The 21881-nt window shown below is 62.6% G+C and carries 21 protein-coding genes; 8 read left to right on the top strand and 13 right to left on the bottom strand.

Annotated elements, in window-relative coordinates; translation table 11 throughout:
* Window positions 1-25: 25 nt before the first annotated feature.
* Both CRD60_RS00705 and CRD60_RS00700 read left to right on the top strand, forming a co-directional pair.
* Window positions 26-235, top strand: coding sequence for a ubiquitin-like protein Pup (locus CRD60_RS00705; RefSeq protein ID WP_113859639.1), 210 nt, complete (start codon window positions 26-28; stop codon window positions 233-235).
* Window positions 235-1725, top strand: coding sequence for a proteasome accessory factor PafA2 family protein (locus CRD60_RS00700; protein ID WP_113859399.1), 1491 nt, complete (start codon window positions 235-237; stop codon window positions 1723-1725). The genes CRD60_RS00705 and CRD60_RS00700 overlap by 1 nt, the downstream gene beginning before the upstream one ends.
* A 153-nt stretch (window positions 1726-1878) precedes the next feature.
* Here CRD60_RS00700 and CRD60_RS00695 read toward each other — a convergent pair whose 3' ends face one another.
* The 12 genes from CRD60_RS00695 to CRD60_RS00640 all read right to left on the bottom strand — a co-directional run bounded on the left by CRD60_RS00695 (window position 1879) and on the right by CRD60_RS00640 (window position 14771).
* On the bottom strand, window positions 1879-2163 hold the full coding sequence (locus tag CRD60_RS00695; protein WP_033490389.1) for an HU family DNA-binding protein: 285 nt from the start codon (window positions 2161-2163) through the stop codon (window positions 1879-1881).
* Between the two features lie 275 nt (window positions 2164-2438).
* A complete protein-coding gene (locus CRD60_RS00690; protein ID WP_236630750.1) occupies window positions 2439-4865 on the bottom strand; it encodes a lysylphosphatidylglycerol synthase transmembrane domain-containing protein in 2427 nt (808 codons plus the stop codon).
* Between the two features lie 8 nt (window positions 4866-4873).
* Window positions 4874-6319, bottom strand: a complete 1446-nt coding sequence (gene purB / locus CRD60_RS00685; RefSeq protein WP_113859397.1) for an adenylosuccinate lyase — start codon at window positions 6317-6319, stop codon at window positions 4874-4876.
* Between the two features lie 118 nt (window positions 6320-6437).
* The gene (locus CRD60_RS00680) at window positions 6438-8003 is read right to left on the bottom strand and encodes a PGAP1-like alpha/beta domain-containing protein (protein ID WP_113859396.1); all 1566 of its coding nucleotides are present in this window, start codon (window positions 8001-8003) and stop codon (window positions 6438-6440) included.
* 112 nt (window positions 8004-8115) lie between these two features.
* A complete protein-coding gene (locus CRD60_RS00675; protein ID WP_113859395.1) occupies window positions 8116-8478 on the bottom strand; it encodes a hypothetical protein in 363 nt (120 codons plus the stop codon).
* A gap of 203 nt (window positions 8479-8681) precedes the next feature.
* Window positions 8682-9299: a DUF6466 family protein gene (locus CRD60_RS00670; protein WP_113859394.1), complete on the bottom strand. Its 618-nt coding sequence runs from the start codon at window positions 9297-9299 to the stop codon at window positions 8682-8684.
* Window positions 9296-10333: a vWA domain-containing protein gene (locus tag CRD60_RS00665; protein ID WP_113859393.1), complete on the bottom strand. Its 1038-nt coding sequence runs from the start codon at window positions 10331-10333 to the stop codon at window positions 9296-9298. The genes CRD60_RS00670 and CRD60_RS00665 overlap by 4 nt, the downstream gene beginning before the upstream one ends.
* A complete protein-coding gene (locus CRD60_RS00660; RefSeq protein ID WP_113859392.1) occupies window positions 10330-11391 on the bottom strand; it encodes a VWA domain-containing protein in 1062 nt (353 codons plus the stop codon). The genes CRD60_RS00665 and CRD60_RS00660 overlap by 4 nt, the downstream gene beginning before the upstream one ends.
* Entirely contained in the window at window positions 11391-11933 is a 543-nt protein-coding gene (locus CRD60_RS00655; RefSeq protein ID WP_113859391.1) for a hypothetical protein, read from the bottom strand. Before CRD60_RS00655 ends, CRD60_RS00660 begins: the two co-directional genes overlap by 1 nt.
* Window position 11934: 1 nt before the next feature.
* Complete coding sequence (locus CRD60_RS00650; RefSeq protein ID WP_113859390.1) at window positions 11935-12900, bottom strand: DUF58 domain-containing protein; 966 nt, start codon at window positions 12898-12900, stop codon at window positions 11935-11937.
* Window positions 12897-13979 carry an AAA family ATPase gene (locus CRD60_RS00645; protein WP_113859389.1) on the bottom strand — a complete coding sequence of 361 codons (1083 nt, stop codon included), beginning with the start codon at window positions 13977-13979 and terminating at the stop codon, window positions 12897-12899. The genes CRD60_RS00650 and CRD60_RS00645 overlap by 4 nt, the downstream gene beginning before the upstream one ends.
* Window positions 13980-14027: 48 nt before the next feature.
* Entirely contained in the window at window positions 14028-14771 is a 744-nt protein-coding gene (locus CRD60_RS00640; RefSeq protein WP_113859638.1) for a uracil-DNA glycosylase, read from the bottom strand.
* Between the two features lie 156 nt (window positions 14772-14927).
* Between CRD60_RS00640 and CRD60_RS00635 the strand changes: the two genes are divergently transcribed.
* The 3 genes from CRD60_RS00635 (at window position 14928) to groL (ending at window position 17885) form a co-directional block, all read left to right on the top strand.
* Window positions 14928-15596, top strand: a complete 669-nt coding sequence (locus CRD60_RS00635; RefSeq protein ID WP_113859388.1) for a LytR C-terminal domain-containing protein — start codon at window positions 14928-14930, stop codon at window positions 15594-15596.
* Between the two features lie 213 nt (window positions 15597-15809).
* The gene (locus CRD60_RS00630) at window positions 15810-16013 is read left to right on the top strand and encodes a cold-shock protein (RefSeq protein ID WP_113859637.1); all 204 of its coding nucleotides are present in this window, start codon (window positions 15810-15812) and stop codon (window positions 16011-16013) included.
* 246 nt (window positions 16014-16259) lie between these two features.
* A complete protein-coding gene (gene groL, locus CRD60_RS00625) occupies window positions 16260-17885 on the top strand; it encodes a chaperonin GroEL (protein WP_113859387.1) in 1626 nt (541 codons plus the stop codon).
* Window positions 17886-17998: 113 nt separating this feature from the next.
* Here the strand turns inward: groL and CRD60_RS00620 are convergent, their stop codons facing one another.
* Window positions 17999-18292: a WXG100 family type VII secretion target gene (locus CRD60_RS00620; RefSeq protein ID WP_113859386.1), complete on the bottom strand. Its 294-nt coding sequence runs from the start codon at window positions 18290-18292 to the stop codon at window positions 17999-18001.
* Between the two features lie 65 nt (window positions 18293-18357).
* Here CRD60_RS00620 and CRD60_RS00615 point away from each other — a divergent pair, with 65 nt between their 5' ends.
* The 3 genes from CRD60_RS00615 (at window position 18358) to CRD60_RS00605 (ending at window position 21849) form a co-directional block, all read left to right on the top strand.
* The gene (locus CRD60_RS00615; protein ID WP_127975594.1) at window positions 18358-19185 is read left to right on the top strand and encodes a TPM domain-containing protein; all 828 of its coding nucleotides are present in this window, start codon (window positions 18358-18360) and stop codon (window positions 19183-19185) included.
* 114 nt (window positions 19186-19299) lie between these two features.
* Window positions 19300-20034, top strand: a complete 735-nt coding sequence (locus CRD60_RS00610; RefSeq protein ID WP_113859384.1) for a response regulator transcription factor — start codon at window positions 19300-19302, stop codon at window positions 20032-20034.
* A 42-nt stretch (window positions 20035-20076) separates the two neighbouring features.
* Window positions 20077-21849: a sensor histidine kinase gene (locus tag CRD60_RS00605; RefSeq protein WP_113859636.1), complete on the top strand. Its 1773-nt coding sequence runs from the start codon at window positions 20077-20079 to the stop codon at window positions 21847-21849.
* The last annotated feature ends 32 nt before the right edge of the window (window positions 21850-21881 follow it).

Genomic DNA, 21881 nt, shown 5'->3' with positions numbered 1-21881 from the left:
ATCCGCCCATGGAAAGGTGAAGAGCATGGCACAAGGTCCCATCAGGGCACAGCGGCAGAGCCAGGGCAGTGAGCGGGACCAGGCTGACCTAGCCCCAGTCGGGCAGGCCAAGGCCCAAGCCAACATCAGCCAGAGCGACCAGGCCCTGGACGCGGTCCTTGACGACATCGAGTCCGTATTGGAGACCAACGCCGAGGACTATGTCAAGAGCTTTGTCCAACAGGGCGGCCAGTGATGCCGCAGCTGCGCGATAGCGGCAACCATGGGTCCCAGGCGGGGCTGGGTCCATCCTCCGGGCTGGCGGGCTTCAGCCGGATTTTCGGCATCGAGACCGAGTATGGGGTCAGTCTGACCGGCAGCGAACAGCCGGTGGAGGCCGGGGAGGTGGCCATGGCCATGTTCACCCCCGTCCTGGCCCGGTCCAGGTCGACCAACACCTACCTGCCCAACGGGGCCCGGCTTTACTTGGATGTTGGTTCCCACCCCGAATACGCCACGGCCGAGGCCGCCGATCCCCTGGATGCCCTGGCCCAGGATCTGGCCGGCGAGGCCATCATGCGCAGGCTGGCCCTGGAGGCCCAGGGGGGACTTCAGGAGCGTTACGGAGACCAGGCCCGCATCCACGTCTACAAGAACAATGTGGACTCGGCGGGCCACTCCTTCGGCTGCCATGAGAATTATCTGGTCCGCCGCTTCGTGCCCCTACCAACCATCGAGGCCCAGCTCCTGCCCTTCCTGATCAGCCGGCAGATCCTCACCGGTGCCGGCCGTATGACCGGCCAGGGCCTGGTGGTCACACAGCGGGCCAAGTTCCTGGATGAGGCCATCTCCTCGGCCACCACCCGCTCGCGCCCCATGGTCAATACCAGGGATGAGCCGCACGCCGACCCCGATGAGTTCCGGCGGCTCCACGTCATCATCGGTGATTCCAACCGGTCCCAGTTCGCTGCCTTTATGAAGACAGCGACCACCCACCTGGTCCTCTGTGTGATTGAGGAAGCGGCCCGGCTGGGGGTTCCCTCGGGGCTGGAGGCCTGCGCCCTGGCCGACCCCATGGCGGCCAACCGTGCCCTCAGTGGCGACCTGACCTGCACGACAGCTCGCTTCCGCTTGGCCGATGGCAGGGGTCAGACCAGCGCTGTGGAGCTTCAGGAACGCTATCTGGCTGTTGCCGGCGACTTTGTCAGCACCCATGAGGAGGCCATGGCGGCATCGTTGCCCAGCAGCGATTGCCAGACGATCCTGAAGGAATGGTCCAAGTCCTTGGAAGCCATCAGATCAGGCCACATGTCCGACCTGACCAACCGCCTGGACTGGCTGGCCAAGGACCGTCTCATGGCCGGTATCAAGTCCCGCCATCCAGCCATCAGCCCCACCAAACTCAAGGCCCTTGACCTGGACTACCACGATCTGGCCAACGGTTCCATATACCACTCCATGGTCAGGCATGGGGTCATGGTAACCCTGCTGGACCGCGACACTGTGGACCAGTGTGTGGACCACCCGCCGGCCAACACCCGGGCCGCCCTGCGGGGGGCCTTTGTAAACAAGGCCCAGGAGCTTGCAGCCTCCTTCTCCTGTGACTGGACACACCTTCAGGTCAGCTCACCTCGCAAGCGTGAGGTCCTCTTGCTTGACCCTTTTGACAGCCGTCCCAACCCCGATTACCTCAAGCTGATGCAGGCCCTGGGTGAAGAGGGTCCCGCTGCTCACCAGGCCCTGTAAGCCTTTCCCAGCATTCCCCGCGCCCAGCTTGGCGCTCTGGTGAGTGAACCTGGGCACCTACTCTTGTGGCATGGGGTCCCTGGCCCCTCAACGAATACGAGAAGGCCCCCGCACATTGGAGCGGGGGCCTTTCAATAAAGGTAAGTCAGGAACTCACTTGTCCGAGACGGCCTTCTTCAGCAGGGAGCCAGCGGAGATGCGCACGCCGTATGAGGCGGGGATCTTGATGGTCTCGCCGGTGCGGGGGTTGCGGCCGGTGCGTGCGGCGCGCTTGACGCGCTCAGCGGAGAAGAGACCGGTGAGCTTCAGGCCCTCGCCGGACTTCATGGCCTCGACGAAGACATCCTGGAAAGCGTTGACGGCTGCTTCAGCCTGAGCCTTGGTCAGGTTGGACTTCTGTGCGATCTTCGAGACGAGATCAGACTTGTTGTATGCCATGTAAAAGCATCCTTCTTGATCGGGGGCTTCCTGATTGCAAAGCCACATTCATTTAGATATTAGCGCAGAAGTTTGCCAAATACCGCCAATCTCCGGGGTTTTGCAGACTTTTCTGTGAAGATTGGTCACTTTGGGGTCGGCTTGGGGCCCTTCGGCCCTCATTCCCCGGCTGTTTTTGGGCCCTGGGGCCAGCGCCCGCAAGGCTTATGGGCATTGTCATAGCCCTCGCTGGGATTGGGTTGATCAAACTGTCATAGGGACGGACTGTCGGCGGCCTAGATCAGCTTGTGCCTGCCCAGCCACTTCATGGCCATGGCGCCCACGGGTATGCGAAGCCAGTAGAAGCTCACCCGGTACAGGAGGGTGGCTGACAGGGCCACGGCCGCGGGAACCCCCACGGAGCTGAAGGCGAAGGTCAAGGCCGCCTCAACAGCTCCCAGGCCGCCGGGCGTCGGGACCGCTGACCCCAAGGTGTTGGCCAGGAGGAAGATGAAGATGGTCTCCACAGGGTTGGTCTGGTAGCCGAAGGCCAGGAGTGCCGCCCAAAAGCCCAGGCCTGTGGCGACATTGAGGATGAAGGCCCCCAGAACCCCCATGCCCAGCTGCTTGGGCTGGCTGAGCACATCAAGGAGCTGGCGGCCGTAGGCTTTGAGCATGGGCAGGTACTTGTCGGTGATGAGCCGGCGCAGGGGGGCGATGGCCATGGATGCCGATAGGAGCAGCACCACCGCTCCGATGACGATGACCAGGGTATTGGTGGGAATCATGCCGGACAGGGAGTTGCGGCCGGTGAAGATGCCGATGACGAAGATCAGGATGATGGTCATGAGGCTCTGGATGGCCCAGGCGGCGGAGGTGATGGCTGTGGCCGCCGTGGTCGTGAAACCGTTCTTGCGCAGGTATTGCAGGTTGACGAAGGCCGGACCCACCCCGGCCGGCATGGACACGGCGGTGAAGCCCGATGCCGCCTGGGTGCAATACAAGGGGAGGGGATGGCGTTTGTCATGGGGCAGGAAGGCTCCCAGGGCTATGGCGGAGCCAACCCAGGCCAGGAAGCCGAAGAGGACGCAGACCAGGGCGGAGCTGGCCTTGGCCTGTTTCAGGGCGGCGATGACCTCGTCAGGCCGCAGCTGGGTGAAGATTACGGCAGCGGCGATGATGCCCAGTGCCAGGACCAGGAAGGAGCGCAGGCTGAAACGGGAGAGGGCCACGTTCTCCGTGGACTGATCGGCCTCCTCGGGGGCCATGGCCTTCAAACGCTCGCGGATGTCTGCCAGCACCCGCTTGTCCCAGGCAGGCAAGGCCCTGGTTGCCGAGGGTACGGCGGCCCGTTGAACAAAGGGAGCCAGGTCCAGGAGCTGATGGAGACCCCAAGCCTCCTGGGCCAGGGGCAGGGTCCGGTCCAGGCCGATGAGGCTGGCGCACAAGACCAGGAGCTGCACCTTGTCCAAGGCCATATTGGCACTGCCGCTGGCGCAGTCGCCGTTCTGCCAGCCTCCGATGATGGCCTGGCCGGAAGGTAGATGGACCAGGGTGTCGGGGGTGATGCGTCGGTGGGTGTATCCGCGGGCATGGGCGGTGCCCAGGTAGGTCATGAAGGCCTTGGCGTCCCTGTCGCTCAGGGTGTCAAGATTGCAGGCCAGGGGGGCTGCTTCGGCCCGAAAGACCAGTATCGACGATTCGTCGCTGTCGGCCACCCCGTAGGCGTTGGGGGTTGCCAAGCCGGCATTGGCCAGTCCCAGCAGCATGGCCAAATGGTGGTGGTTGGCCATGGAGGCCGACCGATCCCGGCGCATGGAGACCCCGCTCAGACGAACCCATTGCCAGAGCTGGTTGAGATAGCCGGCCATATGGGTCTGGTTGTCGAGGACGGAGACGATGTAGCGGTGGCCATCGCTGTCAAGGGCATCGTAGGTGCGGGAGTTCTCAATGAGGTCGTCGTCGGGGTCTGCCTGTAGCACCTTGCTTTCGGTCTGCTCGAAGGTCCGGCGTTCCAAGGAGACCAGGTCCAGGCCGATGGAGTCCAAGGCCAGCATTATCTGCCTGCCCCAGGACCCCTGGTTACGGGTGCCGATGACGAAACGGATAACCATGCCCACCACACGACCCACCGCGAAGGACACGCAGACCCCGGTCACCGAATGCCAGGACATGACCACCAGAATGACGGCCACCCCATACAGGATGTTCCAACCCCATTTGACGGTCGAATGGGTGCGCCTGGGGCCGGCCACGGTCAGGAAGGCGCCCACGCCCGCATAGATGTCAGGTAGGAGGGTTGGTCCTTGGTTGGAGGTGAAGGATGCCATGGAGGAGAGGAGGGCCGGGTTGCCCAGCTGGGTCAGGAGTGTTGACAGGGACCAAATGGCCAAATAGCCACCGAAGAGTGCGATGACGGTGGCGGCCGATTGCAGCCATTCCCGGTTGATCAGCAGGTGGAGTAGCACGGAGACCACGATGATGATGGTGGCCAACTGCTGCAGCATGGAGGCCGGCAGGTCCATGATCCAGTTCAGAGCCTGGCCGGCGCTATGGGCGTCGGATTCCACTCCGGAGGTGATGCCCCGCAGGTATAGGGCCACGATGATGACCGCCAGGGCGGCGATGACGGCCAGGACGGCATGAATCAGGTCACCGAAGTCCCTGGTCCTTCTGGGTGGACGGTCTTCGATATGGAGCTGGTCTGCACCCTGGGCACTCATAGATTCACTCATGACTTGTCGAAGTGTACCAGTTCGCAGGCCAATCCGGTGTAGGTCCCTGGGGTCAGCGCCTTGAGCCTGGCGGCCGTCTGAGGGTCGAAGTCCTGGGAGTCTATGAACTCCTCGACCTGGCTTTGGCCGATGCTGCGGCCCCGCATGAGTTCCTTGACCTTCTCGTAAGGCTGGCCCATGCCAGGGTCGCCGGCCAGTTGCCGGGCCCGCATGGTGGTTTGGATGGCCTCGCCGAGGACCTCCCAGTTCCCGTCAAGCTCCCGGTCCATGACGGCTCTGTTGGGATGCACCGATTCGAGGCCGGTCAAGAGGTTGGACAGGGCCAGCAGCGAGTACCCCAGGGCTGATCCGATGTTGCGCTGTGTGGTGGAGTCGGTCAGGTCCCGCTGCCAGCGGCTTTCCAACAGGGTGGCGGCCAGGGTATCCAGCAGCGAGCAGGACATCTCGAAGTTGGCCTCCGCGTTCTCAAAGCGGATGGGGTTGACTTTGTGGGGCATGGTGGAGGAGCCGGTGGCACCTTTGACCGCCTCCTGTGCAAAGATCCCCCGGGAGATGTAAAGCCACATGTCGACTGCCAGGTTATGCAGGACCCGGTTGGCGTGGGCTACGGTCCTGTAGAGTTCGGCCTGCCAGTCATGGCTTTCGATCTGGGTGGTCAGGGGATTCCAGGTCAGTCCCATCCGTCCCTCGACGAACTCACGGGAGAGGGCCAGCCAGTCAACCTGCGGGCAGGCGACCACATGGGCGGCGAAGCTGCCGGTGGCCCCGTTGAGCTTGCCCAGATACTCCTGCCGGCGAACATGACCAAGCTGCCGGTTGAGCCGGTAGGCGTAGACGGCCATCTCCTTGCCCAGGGTGGTGGGGGTGGCAGGCTGGCCGTGGGTCAGGGCCAGAAGGGGCAGGTCCCGGTAGTCCTGGGCCATGGCCTCCAGACGGTCGGCCAGGGCCTGGGCCGCCGGCAACCAGACCTGCTCCACGGCCTGGTGCACACAATGGGCATAGGCCAGGTTGTTGATGTCTTCGGAGGTGCAGGCGAAATGGACCAGGGTCTTGAGTTCCGGCAGGCGAGTATCGGGGCCCAGGGCCTGGCGGGCCTTGTCCAACTGGTCGTCAATGTAGTATTCGACCGCCTTGACATCATGGTGGGTCACGGCCTCGTAGGCGGCGTGGGCTGCTATGCCCTCGCTCCCGAAGGCTTCTGGGATGCCCCGCAGGTAGCTGACCTCCCGGTCGGTCAAGGGCCTGACCCCCTCCAGGGCTGGCTGGTGAGCGTTGCCCTCGTATCCATTGGATAGAAGAATCATCCATTCGACCTCGACCAGTATGCGCTCTCGGTTCAGGGCTGGTTCGCTGAGATACTCGGTCAGGGGAGCTGTCTGATGCTGGTAGCGGCCATCAAGGGGTGTCAGGGCAATGGGAGGAGTGATGTCAGTCAATCGCATGTCTTCCACACTAGCGGCAACCCTGAACCGCATCCTGTGGTCGGCGGCCCTTCTGCGCGCTTGGTTTGTGGTCCTTGCGCACCCTTATCGCCGCAAGGCGTCACCGGCCAGACCCCGACTACCTTCCGCCGGCCGAAACCTGTTGCTCATGGCTCATACGTCCCTGCCAGTAGGTGATCTTACCTGGCTCGCCGGCGATGACCTGGCTGAAATGCTCATCATGGGCATGGACGGGTTTGGACCCCAGGTCCGAGGCGTTCTGGTAGGCGGCCTGGTGGTATTTCAGCCAATGGGTGATCTCCGGATCCTTTGGTGGATTCTGCACTGGGGATGAAGCGAAGGATGGATGCTTGTCCGTCTTGGCTGGAGTCGACAGCTGCGGGGCGGATGCCTGGGGACGGTGGGCTGGGGTGGGCGCGGTATTGGTCTGCGTGACGCTACCGGTGACGGTGAGCCAGTTGTCACCGGTCGGATTGGGATTGCCGTCGGCTGCCGCCACCAGTTCGCTGTCCATCTCCACGGAGGTGACCCAGGTATGTGAGGGGATGGGATGGTTGGCTATGGGGGAGCCGCAGGTCACCACGTGCTGGATGTTGTAGCTGTCCTGCATGTCGGACGCTATGGTGGCCGCCACGATACCCCCTTGGGAATGTCCGATCAAGGCCACCGGGTCACCGGGTTTGATGCCGGCCGCATGCATGGCCTCATCAACCATGCGGGCGCTGTCGGCCAGCATGCGCTGCCTGGGGTCATTACTCATGAGTTCCAGGTTCTGGGGCCAGCCGAAGGGAGAGTCCGGCTTCCCATCGGTGCCCGGAATGGTGACCAGCCAGGAGATGCTCCCATCAGGCCGTACGTATTGCTGTATGGCTATGGTGCCGTAGCTCAATCCACTGCCAAGATTGAGGTCTCCCTGTCGTTCCTCAGCCAGGCGTCTTAGATTCTCCATGGCCTCGGCTGTGTTATGGGAGGGCCTGACCACCTCGGCCTGGGATTCCACCGGCTTGACATCCAGCTTGTTGCCCTGCCACAGATCATTGAGGGTGCTTTCAGCCATCGCCAAAGTGCCCGCTGCCCGGGCCACTCCATAGCTGTCGAATGCTGGTTTGCCTGCCATGATGTTCAGTGGAACCGCGATGCTTCTCAAGAGCGATTCCTGCTGATGCTTGGTGGCTTCCAAGGCGCCGATCGGGTTGAATCGCCTGGATTTCATGGAACTTGTTGCTGCTCCACCCATAGCTTGTGCCAGGAAGGCTGGAATAGTGGCGGGGGAGAGCAATCCAGCCAAGGAATGCAGCATGGTGGTCGATCGGCGGGCATCCTCATCAGCATGCTGATAGAGGAGATTGGCCCGGGTCAGCAGGTCAGCGAGCTGGCTGAGTTCCTTCGATATGGCTGAGCAGACCTCCCCATGTTCCCTGCAGTTGTGTTGGATGCTCGGATAGGGAGGGGACAGGTGGGCACCAGGCGTGGGTCCCAGGTCAGCCCCGGTCTCCAGCGGGCAGGCCCAGGTCTTCGATTGCCGGTAGCCAAGGTCCAGTACCGCCGTGGACCAGAAGCTGGATGCCGTGGCGAAGTCTTTACTGGCCTGTGTGAGCGAGCCGGCGACGGACCGATACCATTCGGTGCATTCAGCCGTATAACGTTGCCCTCCCTTGACTCGACTGCTTACCTCCACGCCCATGGCAATCTCCTGATATGTAGTAGTGACCTAAAAATGCTGTGGTAGTGCTGAATGAATGACGAATCGGTCCGGTAGTCAAACGTGCCGGTTGCCCTTGGGGTCAGCTGCCCCATCAGACCAGGCCCTGGGTATGGACCATATCGGCAGAGAGTTGGAAGGACAAGGAGACTATAGACTTCAACCGGTCACTGAAGCTGTCGGCTGCCGGGCCGCTCCAGCTCATGCTTCCAGTTCCCGCCTGGGCTGCTTCCAGATTCTCTATGGAGACCTGGCTGGCCCTGACCAGCATTGCCAACAGGTCATGACTGGCCTGGGCGGCCTGCTGGCAGGGGCAGGGGCCTGTGGCTGCCGTGCTGTTCCTGGGCCTGTCAGCGAAGGAACTTGGGGCATAGAGCCCTGAAGGTGTCCGGCTGGAGTAGCAGCGTGCGAACAGGGGCGGCCTGTGGCTGTTGAATTCCGTATCGAAAGTGTTCATGCCCCCATTCAATACAGTGGGGGAGCGCTGGTGAAGCTCGATGGGTGCCTGTGGTCGAAGGCTGGCGCTTATCCACATTTCCGGCGAGTCGCGTCATTGCGAGCAGAGGAAGGCGCTGGGCCAAGCCCGCTCAGCATTATGAGAGCCTTGCTGCAGGTGCCTTCCTGGCGGGCTCAAGCCTCACAAGGCAGGGCACTGGCTGACTACCAGGGTTTGACCTGGTCGCTGCCTTTGCCCTCGTCCATATCCTTATGCCTCTGCTTGTCCTTGGTGCTGGTCGATTCGGGTTCCGTGGCCGGTTGGTTGGACTTGAGCAGTTCCTCGACCTGCCGGCGCTGTTCATCGGTCAGCCCGCCGCCGGACTGTGTGTTTCCGGCCCCGGGCCTCTTAGCGCCATCCGCATCCTTGCTGGCGCTTTGGCTTCCGCCGGTCTTGACCTCCGTCATCTTCTCATGGGTCTCTTGGACCAGGACGGAGGATACCTGGGCGTTGGTCGAGATGGAGTTGCGGACCTGGGGCAGGAGCAGGATCCCCAAGCCTTGGGCGCTCTCTAACTGGGCTTTGATCTGCTCCTGCTGGGCACTGAGCTTGTCCAGGTCGGCGTCGGATGACTTGGCCTCTGCGATGGTCTTGTTCAGACTGGCCGTTGCCTGGTTGTAGGTGTTGACGGCCTTGAGATTCAGAGCTGCCACCAGGGCCAGGGCTATGAGCAGGGCCGCCAGGGCCCCCAGCACTATGCGTAGGGGCAGGCCGGCCCGGGCCTGGGACTGCTTGTCGATGCGCCCAGCCGATGGTGATGTGTCCGTATGTCTGCTGGTCATAGCAGTCTCCTTGACTTCGCTATCCATGCTCCCAGCTCCCAAGCGAGCAGGGCGGTCATCACTATGGCCAGGGGCCAGACGATGGGCCAGGCCCGTTGGCGCTCCTTGGCGCTCTGCGTCACCCGCCAGTGTTTGGACATCTTGGACGAGACCCCCCTGCTGGCGATCTGGTCCTTGGTCAGTGCCAGGTAGGATCCGCCCATCTGGTCGGCGATCTCCTTGAGGGTCTTGGGGTCCATGGCCGAGATGCCGGGCTGCCCGGTCGTGGGGTCCTTGACCCACTCGTCGGTCTTGCCGGCCCCGGGGGCGCCTCCTGTGGCCTTGTCGGAGATGAGGGGAATCCTGCCGCCCTTGGTTGAGCCGACACCCAGGGTGAAGGCATCGTTGAGGTACTGGCGCAGGGAGGAGAAGGTGCGGGGGGTCTTGGTAGAGGTCTGTTCCCCGTCCGAGATGACGTAGAGCACAATGGTGTCGTCAGGGTGTTGCCCCCGTATGGACTTCAGGGCCAGCAGAAGTGGGTCGATGGCCACGTCGAGGTTCGAGCCTGAGGAGACCGACGATGCCTCCGGGGCCAGGCTGTCCGCCCAGTTGTCAATGGCCATGGTGTCGGGGGTCAGCGGCACATCGAGGGTTCCGCTGGCCCCGAAACGCAGGGCTGAGAAGCTGGCGTTGGCATAGGCGTCGGTCAGGTCCCTGACCGCTGATTTGGCGGCCTCCAGACGGCTGATGCTCGTATCGGAGCCATACTGGGCGTCCTGCACGGCCATGGACCCGGTCACATCAACGGCCAGCATGACGTCGGTCTTGTTGACGGCCCGGTTGGCCGTGGGGACCATCTGGCTGGGGGTCAGGACCATGAGGGCCGCCAGGAGACAGATCAGGACCCGTCGGATACAGGCGGGCAGTGTCTCGTCGCTGCTGCCCCTGCGGTGGGTGTAGAGAAGGATTTCGGTCACGGCCATGGCCAGCAGCAGAACCGCCAGCACACCGCCGGCGATCCAACCAAGGGCAGGGGAGAGGGTAAACCCGTTCATCGCCTCAACCTCCATGTCAGGGGAATCCAGAGGGCCAGGGCCGCGACCAAGACCAAGACCCACCAGCCGGGCGCATCGACCATGGCGGCCTGGTTCCCCTCCTTGATCTGGGCGTCCTTTCGCTGTTCGATGTTGGAGACCAGTTCCCCGATGGAAGGGCCATCGGCCTGGGTCATGAAGACGCCGCCATGCTGTTCTATGAGGCTCTTCATCTCCTTGGCTTCCTGGTCAGCCTGGCTCTGCTTGGGGCCGGAATATAGGCCATCCACGCCGATTCGCGCCTTGCTGGTCAGTTCCAGGGCCTGTTCGAGGCTGTAGCTGGGCGTGCCGGAGACCACATTGTCCGTGGCCAGGACGATGGAGACCGATCTGTTGGGCCGCTGGCTGTTGGCGGTGCCGTAGGCGAACCCCGGCAGCATGGCGGCGCAGGAGACCACCCCGTCACCAATCAGTGACGTGGCATCCTTACGGTTCTGGGTACCCTCCAACCAGTCGGAAATCGCCTGGTAGTCACGGTCCTTCATCTTGTCGATGTCCTGCTGGGTCTGCACGCCCTTGAGTATTCTATCGGCTGTCTTCAGCTGGTTGCTGACCAGATGGTAGTCATCGGTCAGCGGGAAGACCGTGCGGGCGGTGGAGTTGAAGATGGTCATGCCGATGCGTTCTCCTTTGAAGGAGGAGACCATGCGCAGGTAGGTTTCGATGACCTCCCGGTCGTAGGGGAGGGTAGATCCGGAGACATCCAGGCAGAGCACAATATCACGGCTGTTGGCGTGCTCACTGTCCTCGTCCACCTGGGATGGGCGGGCCACCAAGGCCAGGGACAGCAGCAGGCAGAGGGCCATGCCAGCCACGGCGAGCCTGCCCATGTTTCGCCAGAGATGGAAGAGCCTGGTGGCCTCCTCGCCCCGCAGGTCCTTATCCAGGCTGAAGACCTGGGCTGCTGATGGGTCGCGGGGGTGCCTGAATCGGCTGGCCGCCACAATTGCCGCAACCAGGGCCAGGGCTAGGACCAGGCCCGCCAGACCAATCCAGGGCCAATGCCATGTAAGGGTCATCACCGCCACCTTTCCACAAGAGAGCTGACCCATTCCGCCGCTTGGGCCACGCTGGTCTCACGGGCGGCGGCGTTGAACTGCTCATCGGCGAATTCGGGCGGGTAGAGGGCGGCTATGGTCTGCCTGAGCAGATCCTGGCCTTGGCGGTTGCTGCCGCGTGGTCCCTGGTTGAGCTCGGTCAGGGTCTGGGTGCTCACATCCGTGCCGGAGGCGGTGGAGGCGAAGTCACGGGCGGCTTGGGCCAGTTGGGTGAAGGCTTGGTCCCTGGTCAGGGAGCCAGCCTCGAAGTCCTCGACGACCTGGTTGATCTTCTTCAGCCAGACATCGCGCCGCGAACCCTGGCTGTGCAGGCCGGTCCGGGTTTTCTCCTTGGTCTTGTGTGAAGGTTTGGAGAGCACCAGCAGCAAGAAAATGAGGATGATGGCCACCAGGAGCAGGATCAGGGTGGCCGCCAGGAGCAGGGGTCCGGTCGAGATTTCCTGGGCTGGTTCCTGCTGGCTGGCCGTCGCTGCCAGAAGGTTCGTGTAGGTAAGCCGGTCCATGTCAGATCACGCTCCTTGCCTTAGGCATATTGGCCGGCCAACCCTGACCGCCGGTGGACTGGGCCAGGCTGGAGGAGATCAGGCGGACGAACTGCGCGAACATGTCCTCACTGGTCTTGGGGTGGATCATAGTCGAACCGCAGCGGCGTAGTTCCCTCTCCAGGGCGGCTGCCAGGTAGGACCGGTGGGTCTCCACCTCCTGGGCGGCCTTGTCGGACCGCATGAAGGCAGGGATTCGCCGTGGGGAATTGCCATCGAAGATACGGGCGTAGCCGCTCATCGACAGGGGGTTGATGGTGGCCACATCGACCAGGACCAGGGGGTGGGTCTGGGCGATGGCCGAGATCTGCTTAAGGTGCACCTCCTCCAAGGCATGTTCGTCCGTGGCCAATACGATAAGCGAGTGCCGGTCCCGGATGGTCCTGGCGTAGGAGAGCAGAGCCTCGATGTTGCGTGGGCGCAGCCACAGGTCTTGGGTGGAGGCATCCAAGGTACCCTCGAACTGGGCGAAACCACCATGGAAGGGCACTCGTCTGATGGCCGCCGAGTCACCGAAGACCAGGGAGATGTCGTCCCCCCGCTTGAGGCTCAGGGCCGCGAACATGCACAGGGCGTTGCATGCCAGCTCATAGGCCCTCTCGCCCGAGTCGCAGCTGCCCGACATCTCCAGGCCGGCATCCAGGAGCAGCCAGACCTTGGAGGTCACCAGGCGTTCGCGCAAGGTCACCATGGGGCGGCCCACCCGGGCGCTGGTATTCCAATCAATGGTCCGCGCCTCGTCCCCCGGTTCATAGAGGCGGGTGTCCATCACCTCATCGGAACCCAGGCTGTGGTGGGAGGAATGCTCGCCCTCGAGCATGCCCAGGGCCTTGCGGACGATGGGAAGGCTCAGTGAAGTCGACAGGACCTCGATCCTGCGACGGACCGCTGCCTTGTCCGGTGGTGTTTCGATCAGGGGATCGATCATGGAACGGGTACCGCCCGGACAATCGAATCTATGACCTGGTCGCTGGTCATGCCGTCGGCCATGGCCTCGAAGGTCAGGATGATGCGGTGGCGGAAGACCTCATGGGCATAGGCCTTCAGGTCCTCGGGGATGACATAGTCCCTGCCGGCCAGCAGGGCCGAGGCCTGGCCGATGCGAATCAGGGCGATGGAGGCGCGAGGGCTGGCCCCCAGACGAACCAGGCTGGACAGCCCCTTGATTGGGTGGGAGCCGGTGCCGCGGGTGGTTTCGGCCAGGTCCACGGCGTAGGCCATGACGGCTTCGGAGACATGGACACGCTTGGCGCTCTGACGCAGGAATTCAACATCCTGAATGGAGATGACTCCCGCACTCAGCCGTGCAGGGTCAAAGCTGTCGGAGCCCCGGCTGGTCAGCAGTCCCAGCATCTTGCGCTCCTGGTCGGCCGTGGGGTAGGTCATCTGCGCCTTGACCATGAAGCGGTCCATCTGGGCTTCAGGCAGGTTGAAGGTACCCTCCTCCTCGATGGGGTTCTGGGTTGCGATGACCATGAAGGGGCTGGGCAGGGCTATGCGCTCGCCGCCGATGGTCGTTGCCCCCTCGGCCATGGCCTCGAGCATGGCGGATTGGGTCTTGGCGTTGGACCGGTTTATCTCGTCCAGGAGCACGAAGTTGGCGTGGATGGGGCCGATTTGCGTGGAGAACTTCTGGGTGGAGAAGTCGAAGACCTGGGTGCCCACCAGGTCGGAGGGCATGAGGTCGGGGGTGCACTGGACCCGCCTGAAGCTGCCCGAGACAGAGGTGGCCAGGGTCTGGGCTGCTGTCGTCTTGGCCAGGCCCGGCACCGATTCGATGAGGATATGCCCGCCGGCCACCATGGTCACGATCAGGGACTCCCTGAGGGCATCCTGGCCCACCAGGGTCTGGCTGAAGCGGGCGCGAATCTGGTCGGCCAGCTGCCTGGCCCGCTGCACGTCGTCGGGGGAGAGCCCGGCCTTGGCGCCAGGCGCAGGGACGGTCATGGCTGGCCTGTTCTGGCCCTGAGGCTGGGGCATCTGTGGTTGGGGTGGGAATATAGGCATGGGGTTCACTTCCGGACTGTCAGAGGATTTCCTTGAGCATTGTAGCCGTCATTGCTGAACTGCTGGTGGGGCGCCTGCCTGGTCTGGGGGCTGCAGCGACCAGTCGACCGCTTCGAGGCCACGGTCCCTCAAGGCCTGATTGGCCCTGGAAAAGGGTTGTGAGCCGAAGAAGCCCCTGGAGGCCGACAGGGGGCTGGGGTGGGGCGACTTGATGATGAAGGCGTTGGTCAGCAGGGGCTCCAGGCTTTGGGCGTTGCGTCCCCAGAGAATGGCCACCAGTGGTCGCGGCCGGCCCTCCTGGTCGGTCCTGGCATTGAGGGCCTTGATGGCGGCATCGGTGATGGCTTCCCAACCCTTGCCCTGGTGGCTGTTGGGCCTGCCGGCCTGGACCGTCAGGCACCTGTTGAGCAGCATGACCCCCTGGTCGCACCAAGGAGTCAGGTCACCGTTCTGGGGATGGGCCAGGCCCAGGTCGCTCTGCAATTCGGTGAAGATATTGTTGAGACTCTTCGGCAGGGGGCGAACGTCGGGCGCGACCGAGAAGCTCAGGCCGACCGGGTGCCCGGGGGTTGGGTAGGGGTCTTGCCCGACGATCAGCACCTTGATCTGGTCGAAGGGTATGGTGAAGGCCCGAAGGATGTTGCGGCTGGCCGGCAGGTAGCTGCGGCCGGCAGCCAGTTCCGCCCGCAGAAAGTCGCCCATCTGGTGGATGTTGGGCTCAACGGGGGCCAATGCCTGGGCCCAGCCGGCCTCGATCAGTTCGGACAGGGGCTTGACGTGTGTGTTGGACATGGCTTCCACTTTACATAGCATGGGCCTCAAGGCCTGGTAGGCGGCAAGGTCAGCCTTGTGATCCGGAATGGCCAAAGCCTGCCGGTCAGGCAGCCTCGTTGCACGCTGACCGCGGTTGCCCTTACACTCGTGCAGTAGCAAAGGAAGGGACGATATATGTCGCGCAAAGACCAGGAGACCTACGAGTCTTATTCCAAGGACAGTTTCGATAACCCCCCTGAGGGCCCGGTCGGTGTACACCGTGGCAACACCTCGCTTGCCATACGCATGTTGCCCTTCTTGGTGGTCATCATCATCGCGCTGCTGGCGGGAATTCTGACCTGGGGGTATTACTCCGGTGAGTTCCGCAGGATCAACTTCCCCTGGCAGTCCAAAGAGGAGACCAGCTCCCAGGTCAGGGGCTCGGATTCCTCCAAGCAGGAGGACGTCAAGAAGGCCCAGAAGGACAAGGCTGATGACAAGGCCAAGCAGGACGAGTCCGAGGGCAAGGCCAAGGATGATGCCGAGCAGCAGAAGGCCGAGAAGAACACGCCGGCTCCGGTGGCTCCGGCCCAGACGGTCAATAAGCAGACGGCTGTCCATGTCATCAACGGCACCAGCATCAACGGCTATGCCGCTCAGAAGTCCAATGCCCTGAGGAATGCGGGCTATGCTAACGTCACGCCCGAGAACGCCAACGGCCAACTGCCGTCCACCACGGTGGTTCGCTACCAGAACGAGACCGACAAGGCAACGGCCGAGGATGTGGCCAAGACCCTGGGCATCGCCGCGGTGGAGCAGACTCCGGAAGCCCCCGGCCCTGTCGTGGTGATCCTCCTCAACTGATTCCGGCCAGGCCTGGGTGCCGTCCCTCTACCTGACAGGTTCGCTTGGGGCTGGGGCTTGCCGGCTAAATTCCGGTGGTTTCCAGCGCTTCTTGGCGTGTCGTCCCTTTTTCTCCCCACCTCGGTTTAGACTGGTGTAGGCCACGAGGTGGGGTTCGGAATCAGCCGGGTTCTTCTTAGGTATTCGTGGTCTTTTGAACGAGAGATGATATATATGGCACAAGGTACCGTGAAATTCTTCAACGCCGGCAAGGGATATGGCTTCATTAGTCCCGATGATGGGAGCGAAGACGTCTTCGTTCACTACTCGGTCATCCAGTCCGACGGTTTCAAGAAGCTTGACGATGGCGACAAGGTCGAATACGAGGTCGAAGAGGGTCCCAAGGGCCTCCAGGCCAAGTCCGCAACCAAGATCTGATTTCAGGTCTTCGTTTTCCTCAGATAACCCGGTTTCGCTTCGGCGGCCGGGTTTTCTGTATCCCGGCTCTTCATGCCAAGAGCGCAATCGGCGTGGCCTATGTTGGCACTCGAGATGGTGGAGTGCTAATCTCCCAATTAGCACTCGGGGCCTGAGAGTGATAATCGGCAGCTGACGGCCGGTTGTGGTTCGGGCACGGGTGAGGAATGTACGAGTTACAGCCATAAGTGCGTATGTGGAGGAACGATGGCAAAAATCATTGCATATGACGAGGAAGCTCGCCAAGGAATGCTCGCCGGTCTCGACGAGCTGGCAAACACCGTCAAGGTCACCCTGGGTCCCAAGGGCCGCAACGTGGTCCTGGACAAGTCCTACGGTGCTCCAACCATCACCAACGATGGTGTCTCCATCGCCAAGGAGATCGACCTGGAGGATCCCTACGCCCGCATCGGCGCCGAACTGGTCAAGGAAGTCGCCAAGAAGACCGATGACGTCGCGGGAGACGGCACCACCACCGCAACGGTCCTGGCCCAGTCCCTGGTCCACGAGGGCCTGAAGAACGTCGTGGCAGGCTCCAACCCCATTGCCCTGCGTCGCGGCATCGAGAAGGCCTCCGAGGCCGTTGTCAAGGAACTGGTCTCCGTCGCCAAGGACGTGGAGACCAAGGAGCAGATCGCCGCCACTGCGACCATCTCGGCCGCTGATCCCGAGATCGGTGAGAAGATCGCCGAGGCCCTGGACAAGGTGGGCCAGGATGGCGTCGTGACCGTCGAGGACAACAACCGCTTCGGCCTGGACCTGGAGTTCACCGAGGGTATGCGCTTCGACAAGGGCTACATTTCCCCATACTTCGTCACCAACAATGACGAGCAGACCGCCGTTCTTGACGATCCCTACATCCTCCTGACCTCCGGCAAGGTCTCCAGCCAGCAGGACATCGTCCATGTGGCCGAGCTGGTCATGAAGACCGGCAAGCCCCTGCTGATCATCGCTGAGGATGTTGATGGAGAGGCCCTGCCCACCCTGATCCTCAACAAGATTCGTGGCACCTTCAACTCCTGCGCCGTCAAGGCTCCTGGCTTCGGCGACCGCCGTAAGGCCATGCTGCAGGATATGGCCATCCTCACCGGTGCCCAGGTCATCTCCGAGGACCTGGGACTCAAGCTGGAATCCATCGACCAGTCCGTCCTGGGCACCGCCAAGAAGGTCATCGTCTCCAAGGACGAGACCACCATCGTGTCCGGTGGCGGCTCCAAGGAGGAGGTTGCCGAGCGCGTGGCTCAGATCCGCGCTGAAATCGAGAACTCCGACTCCGACTACGACCGTGAGAAGCTCCAGGAGCGTCTGGCCAAGCTGGCCGGCGGCGTGGCCGTCATCAAGGTCGGGGCAGCCACCGAGGTTGAGGCCAAGGAGCGCAAGCACCGCATCGAGGACGCTGTTCGCAACGCCAAGGCCGCCATCGAGGAGGGCCTGCTGCCCGGCGGTGGTGTCGCCCTGGTTCAGGCCGCCCACAAGGCCGCCGAGTCCCAGGCCATCAAGGACCTCTCCGATGAGGAGGCCACCGGTGCCGCCATCGTCTTCCGCGCGGTCCAGGCCCCCATCAAGCAGATCGCCGAGAACTCCGGTGTCTCCGGTGACGTCGTCTATAACAAGGTCGTCTCCCTGCCTGACGGTCAGGGCTTCAACGCCGCAAGCAACGAGTATGAGGACCTGCTTGAGGCCGGCGTGGCTGACCCCCTGAAGGTCACTCGTTCAGCCCTGCAGAACGCGGCTTCCATCGCAGGCCTCTACCTGACGACCGAGGCTGTGGTGGCCAACAAGCCTGAGCCTCCGGCCGCTGCCCCCGCCGCCAGCCCCGACATGGGCTACTGATTCCGCTGGCAGCCCCAGCCCCCATAGGCCCTATGGGGGCTGAAGGCAGCTGAGGATTCCTGGAGGGACCCGACCAGACCGGTCGGGTCCCTTTGTTGTTGCCGCCGGGGGGCTCAGGAACTGGTGAAGAGCTGGGAGGCCTGACTCTCCGCATCCGCATAGACCGAGGATGCCTGGGTCAGGGCGTTCTGTATGGATTCCAGTGAGGTTTCCATCTGCTGTTGGGCCTGGCGCCACTGTTCGGCGACGACGCTGAACTGGCTGGCGGCACCACCCCGCCATACCTCCTGGAGGGCGTTGAGGTTGCCGTACATGCCGGCCACCGCCTCTCGGATGGAGGAGACCGATGAGGACACGGCCGCGCTGGATGATTGGATCTGTTCGGAATCTACTTGATACTGTGGCATGGTTCTTCCTTTGTGTGTGCTGTACTGCTCTTGCCGGCGGTCGGTCCTTGGTGAAGCCGACCGCTATGGTTGAAGATATGTCCCCTCAGATCAGCACATCAGAAGAATCAGGTCATGTGGTCGAAGGCTGTGCCCTAGAGCGAGGCTTCGGCGTGTCGCGGTTTGATGCCGCGATTTGTCTTAAGCGGCTTTTGGCGGCCCTCCTCATCATGGTCTTCGCCCTTGGTGCCATATCGTTGCCTTCCGGTCTGGCCTGGGCTTCAGGGCAGGTCGCCGATGGCGTCGGGGCCTTGAAGATCACCGGCAACATCACCGATACGGAGAACCTGCTGGGCAACAATCTGCCCGCCGTCACCGATGCCATTGCCAAGACCAAGCATGAGGATGGGGTCACGGTGCGCCTCCTGTACCTGCAGACCTTTGGTGACAAGTCCGACCCAGCCTCATGGGCCGGTCATCTCCTCACATCCCTGAATCCCGACCCCAACACCATCCTGCTGGCCGTGGCCTCGGGCGACGGCAACCTGGTGGTCGCTGTCTCACCCAATTCCGATGAATGGCTTAGGTCCAAGGCCACGGTGGACAAGCTCTCGGACGCCGCCCTCAAGCCCATCAACCAAAGCTCACCGGACTGGTCCGGGTCGGCCATTGCCATGATGCGTGAGCTGACCACGCTGAAGAAGACCTCCACTCCACATACCATTTCCCGCTTGGGGGCCTTGGGCCTGGTGGGGGCCCTGCTGCTGATTGCGTTGGTCAGCTTGCTGCTGGTGCTGCTGCACCGAGGGCGAGGCAAGGGCGGCCGCGCCAAGAATCCGGAGCCGGCCGGACGTTCGAAGGAAAGCGAGTGCTCCGCCATGGATGCATCAGCAGATCGGTCCGCCCAAAACTGAAGGCTGAGATTCCCTGCCTCCAAGACCTGACTTTCATGTGATTCTGAACTTCCCCGGGAGTAATATACAGTCAGTATTCAGGAAACCATAAGGCTGAAAATGCACAGTGGAAACATGAGCAAAGCAATAGAAGCATCAATTGTGGTTGTGGATGACGAGCCCTCCATCCGTGAGCTCCTGGTGGCATCCCTGCACTTCGCTGGTTTTGAGGTGGCTACGGCAGCCTCCGGATCAGCCGCAATCGAGGTGATTGAGCAGACCAAGCCGGACCTGATCGTGCTTGACGTCATGCTTCCCGATATTGACGGCTTCACGGTGACCAGGCGCATCCGTCAGGGGGGCATCACCGCTCCCGTGCTCTTCCTGACCGCCCGCGACGATACCCAGGACAAGATCATGGGATTGACCGTAGGTGGCGATGACTACGTGACCAAGCCCTTCAGCTTGGAAGAGGTTGTGGCCAGGATTAGGGCCATCCTGCGCCGCACACATGAGGAGGCGGAATCAAGCCCCATCATCTCCGTGGCCGACCTGGAGATCAATGAGGACTCCCATGATGTGACCCGTGCAGGGCAGCCCATCGACCTGAGCCCCACGGAATACAAGCTTCTGCGTTATCTGATGGACAACGAGGGACGGGTCCTGTCCAAGGCCCAGATTCTTGATCACGTCTGGCAGTACGATTGGGGTGGGGATGCGGCGATCGTGGAGTCCTACATCTCCTATCTTCGTAAGAAGATCGATGGCATCACCACGGTCGGGCCAGATGGCAAGCCACAGCGTGTGGCACCCCTGATCGAGACCAAGCGTGGCATCGGCTATATGATCCGCGAACCTAAGAACGCATAAGGTGGTCTCATGCTTGTGAGGGATAGGGCTCCGCAGCCCGACATGCCCGCCCGTAAACATCATCGGGCGGGCAACCGCATTTTCAGGGCGGTCGGCAGGCGTTTGGAGCACTTCTCCCTATCCTCAAAGCTGGTGGCCTGCACCGTGGTCCTGCTGATCCTCGGAGCCAGCGTCATATCGCTGTCCATCCGTCAGTTCGTCAGCAACTATCTGCTGGAGAAGACCGACACCCAGCTGTCCCAACAGGCCGAGTTGGTCTACCGCAATGTGGACCTGCTCAAGGAACGCGACACCAAACAGGCCACAGCCGGTCCCACCGATTACTTCCTGCAGATCCGTGACACCGACGACATGATCGTGACCAACGCCCTGGTGCCGGTCCTGCGCTATGGCGTCACCTCCCAGCCCAAGCTTCCCCCCTCGGGCCAGGATGGGGGCATCACCCCCAACGAACCCTTCACCACCTCGGCCCGGGTCACCGCCACACCCATGGCCGACAAGGCCACCCTGCAGGCTGCCAGCGCCCAATGGCGGGTCCTGGCCAGACCCTTGGCCGACCGCAACAACAGACCCAGCGGCACCGTGTATATCGGTCTATCGCTCAGCGACCAGATAGACACCGTCAATACCTTGACCCGCTACTGCATCATCGTGAGCCTGCTGATCGTCATCATTGGGGGATTCGCGGCCCTCGTGCTCATTCAAGGGACCCTGAGCCCCCTGAAACGCATTGAGAAGACGGCAGCCAAGATAGCCAACGGCGACCTGAGCCAGCGTGTGCCTCCCGCCCCCGAGAACACGGAGGTCGGTTCCCTGGCCGCCTCGCTCAACTCCATGTTGGCCCGGATCGAGAGCAGCTTCAAGGAGCAGGAGGCCACCACGGAGAAGATGAAGCAATTCGTCTCCGATGCCAGCCATGAGCTGCGTACACCCCTGGCCACCATTCATGGCTACACCGAGCTTTACGCCATGCAAAGGGAGCTACCTGGGGCCTTGGAACGGGCTGATGAGTCCATAGAACACATCAAGTCCTCCAGCTCCCGCATGACCCTGCTGGTGGAGGACCTCCTGTCCCTGGCCCGTTTGGACGAGGGGCGGGGCATCGACATGAGCCAACAGGTGCCCCTGACCAGGCTGTTGCGTGACGCGGCCGACGACCTCCATGCCCTGGACCCGGAGCGCCAGGTGGAAGAGGGCTCCCTCCAGCTTCGGCACGGGGCTGATGGCACTTTGGGACTGGCCTTCCTGCCCGGCCAGGTACCACAGATCTCTCTGAGCGGTGACGGCTCGCGGATTCGGCAGGTCATGACCAACATCATCGGCAACATTCACCGTTACACCCCGCCCGATTCGCCTGTCGAGATCGGGATGTCCCTCCTGGCCGCTTCAATCGGCCCCGATTCCCTCTCCCGTCTGCCTGCCACGAACGCCTCCCTGACCACCTTCCTTGAGGCCTTGGAGGTCGGGCAGTCCATGCAGGTGGGCATGAACTACGCCGTCATCCGCTTCATCGACCATGGGCCGGGAGTCCCGGAGGGCAAGCAGACTCAGATCTTTGAGCGTTTCTACACAGCCGATTCCTCGCGGGCCAGGCGCAAGGGGGGCACCGGTCTGGGTATGTCCATCGCCCAATCCGTGGCCAAGGCCCATCATGGCTTCATCGTCGCCACCAGTACTGATGGGGGAGGGCTCACCTTGACCGTCGTCCTGCCGGTGGAGCCCATCGTGGCCAGGCCGGGCCAAGGCCCATCACTACCGGCTGGTGGCAAGGTCAAGGCCGCCAGATCAGTCCGGGCTCAAGGCCAGGGCAACTAGGCGGCCACGACCCAGCTGGAGGACACCCGGCA

The organism is Bifidobacterium aemilianum, from assembly GCF_003315635.1.
Taxonomy (GTDB): domain Bacteria; phylum Actinomycetota; class Actinomycetes; order Actinomycetales; family Bifidobacteriaceae; genus Bifidobacterium; species Bifidobacterium aemilianum.
Note: the sequence above shows the minus strand (reverse complement) of the source record. Positions and strands in the feature narration are given on the sequence as shown.

Bases quoted from the DNA above. Each gene is read 5' to 3' on its own strand.
- CRD60_RS00650 (WP_113859390.1), bottom strand. From the start codon at position 12,900: ATGATCGATCCCCTGATCGAAACACCACCGGACAAGGCAGCGGTCCGT.
- CRD60_RS00605 (WP_113859636.1), top strand. From the start codon at position 20,077: ATGCCCGCCCGTAAACATCATCGGGCGGGCAACCGCATTTTCAGGGCG.
- CRD60_RS00615 (WP_127975594.1), top strand. From the start codon at position 18,358: ATGGTTGAAGATATGTCCCCTCAGATCAGCACATCAGAAGAATCAGGT.
- CRD60_RS00690 (WP_236630750.1), bottom strand. From the start codon at position 4,865: ATGAGTGCCCAGGGTGCAGACCAGCTCCATATCGAAGACCGTCCACCC.
- CRD60_RS00655 (WP_113859391.1), bottom strand. From the start codon at position 11,933: ATGGACCGGCTTACCTACACGAACCTTCTGGCAGCGACGGCCAGCCAG.
- CRD60_RS00680 (WP_113859396.1), bottom strand. From the start codon at position 8,003: ATGGGCGTGGAGGTAAGCAGTCGAGTCAAGGGAGGGCAACGTTATACG.
- CRD60_RS00660 (WP_113859392.1), bottom strand. From the start codon at position 11,391: ATGACCCTTACATGGCATTGGCCCTGGATTGGTCTGGCGGGCCTGGTC.
- CRD60_RS00675 (WP_113859395.1), bottom strand. From the start codon at position 8,478: ATGAACACTTTCGATACGGAATTCAACAGCCACAGGCCGCCCCTGTTC.
- groL (WP_113859387.1), top strand. From the start codon at position 16,260: ATGGCAAAAATCATTGCATATGACGAGGAAGCTCGCCAAGGAATGCTC.
- CRD60_RS00610 (WP_113859384.1), top strand. From the start codon at position 19,300: ATGAGCAAAGCAATAGAAGCATCAATTGTGGTTGTGGATGACGAGCCC.
- CRD60_RS00630 (WP_113859637.1), top strand. From the start codon at position 15,810: ATGGCACAAGGTACCGTGAAATTCTTCAACGCCGGCAAGGGATATGGC.
- CRD60_RS00640 (WP_113859638.1), bottom strand. From the start codon at position 14,771: ATGTCCAACACACACGTCAAGCCCCTGTCCGAACTGATCGAGGCCGGC.
- CRD60_RS00705 (WP_113859639.1), top strand. From the start codon at position 26: ATGGCACAAGGTCCCATCAGGGCACAGCGGCAGAGCCAGGGCAGTGAG.
- CRD60_RS00665 (WP_113859393.1), bottom strand. From the start codon at position 10,333: ATGAACGGGTTTACCCTCTCCCCTGCCCTTGGTTGGATCGCCGGCGGT.
- CRD60_RS00670 (WP_113859394.1), bottom strand. From the start codon at position 9,299: ATGACCAGCAGACATACGGACACATCACCATCGGCTGGGCGCATCGAC.
- CRD60_RS00620 (WP_113859386.1), bottom strand. From the start codon at position 18,292: ATGCCACAGTATCAAGTAGATTCCGAACAGATCCAATCATCCAGCGCG.
- CRD60_RS00645 (WP_113859389.1), bottom strand. From the start codon at position 13,979: ATGCCTATATTCCCACCCCAACCACAGATGCCCCAGCCTCAGGGCCAG.
- CRD60_RS00700 (WP_113859399.1), top strand. From the start codon at position 235: ATGCCGCAGCTGCGCGATAGCGGCAACCATGGGTCCCAGGCGGGGCTG.
- CRD60_RS00695 (WP_033490389.1), bottom strand. From the start codon at position 2,163: ATGGCATACAACAAGTCTGATCTCGTCTCGAAGATCGCACAGAAGTCC.
- purB (WP_113859397.1), bottom strand. From the start codon at position 6,319: ATGCGATTGACTGACATCACTCCTCCCATTGCCCTGACACCCCTTGAT.
- CRD60_RS00635 (WP_113859388.1), top strand. From the start codon at position 14,928: ATGTCGCGCAAAGACCAGGAGACCTACGAGTCTTATTCCAAGGACAGT.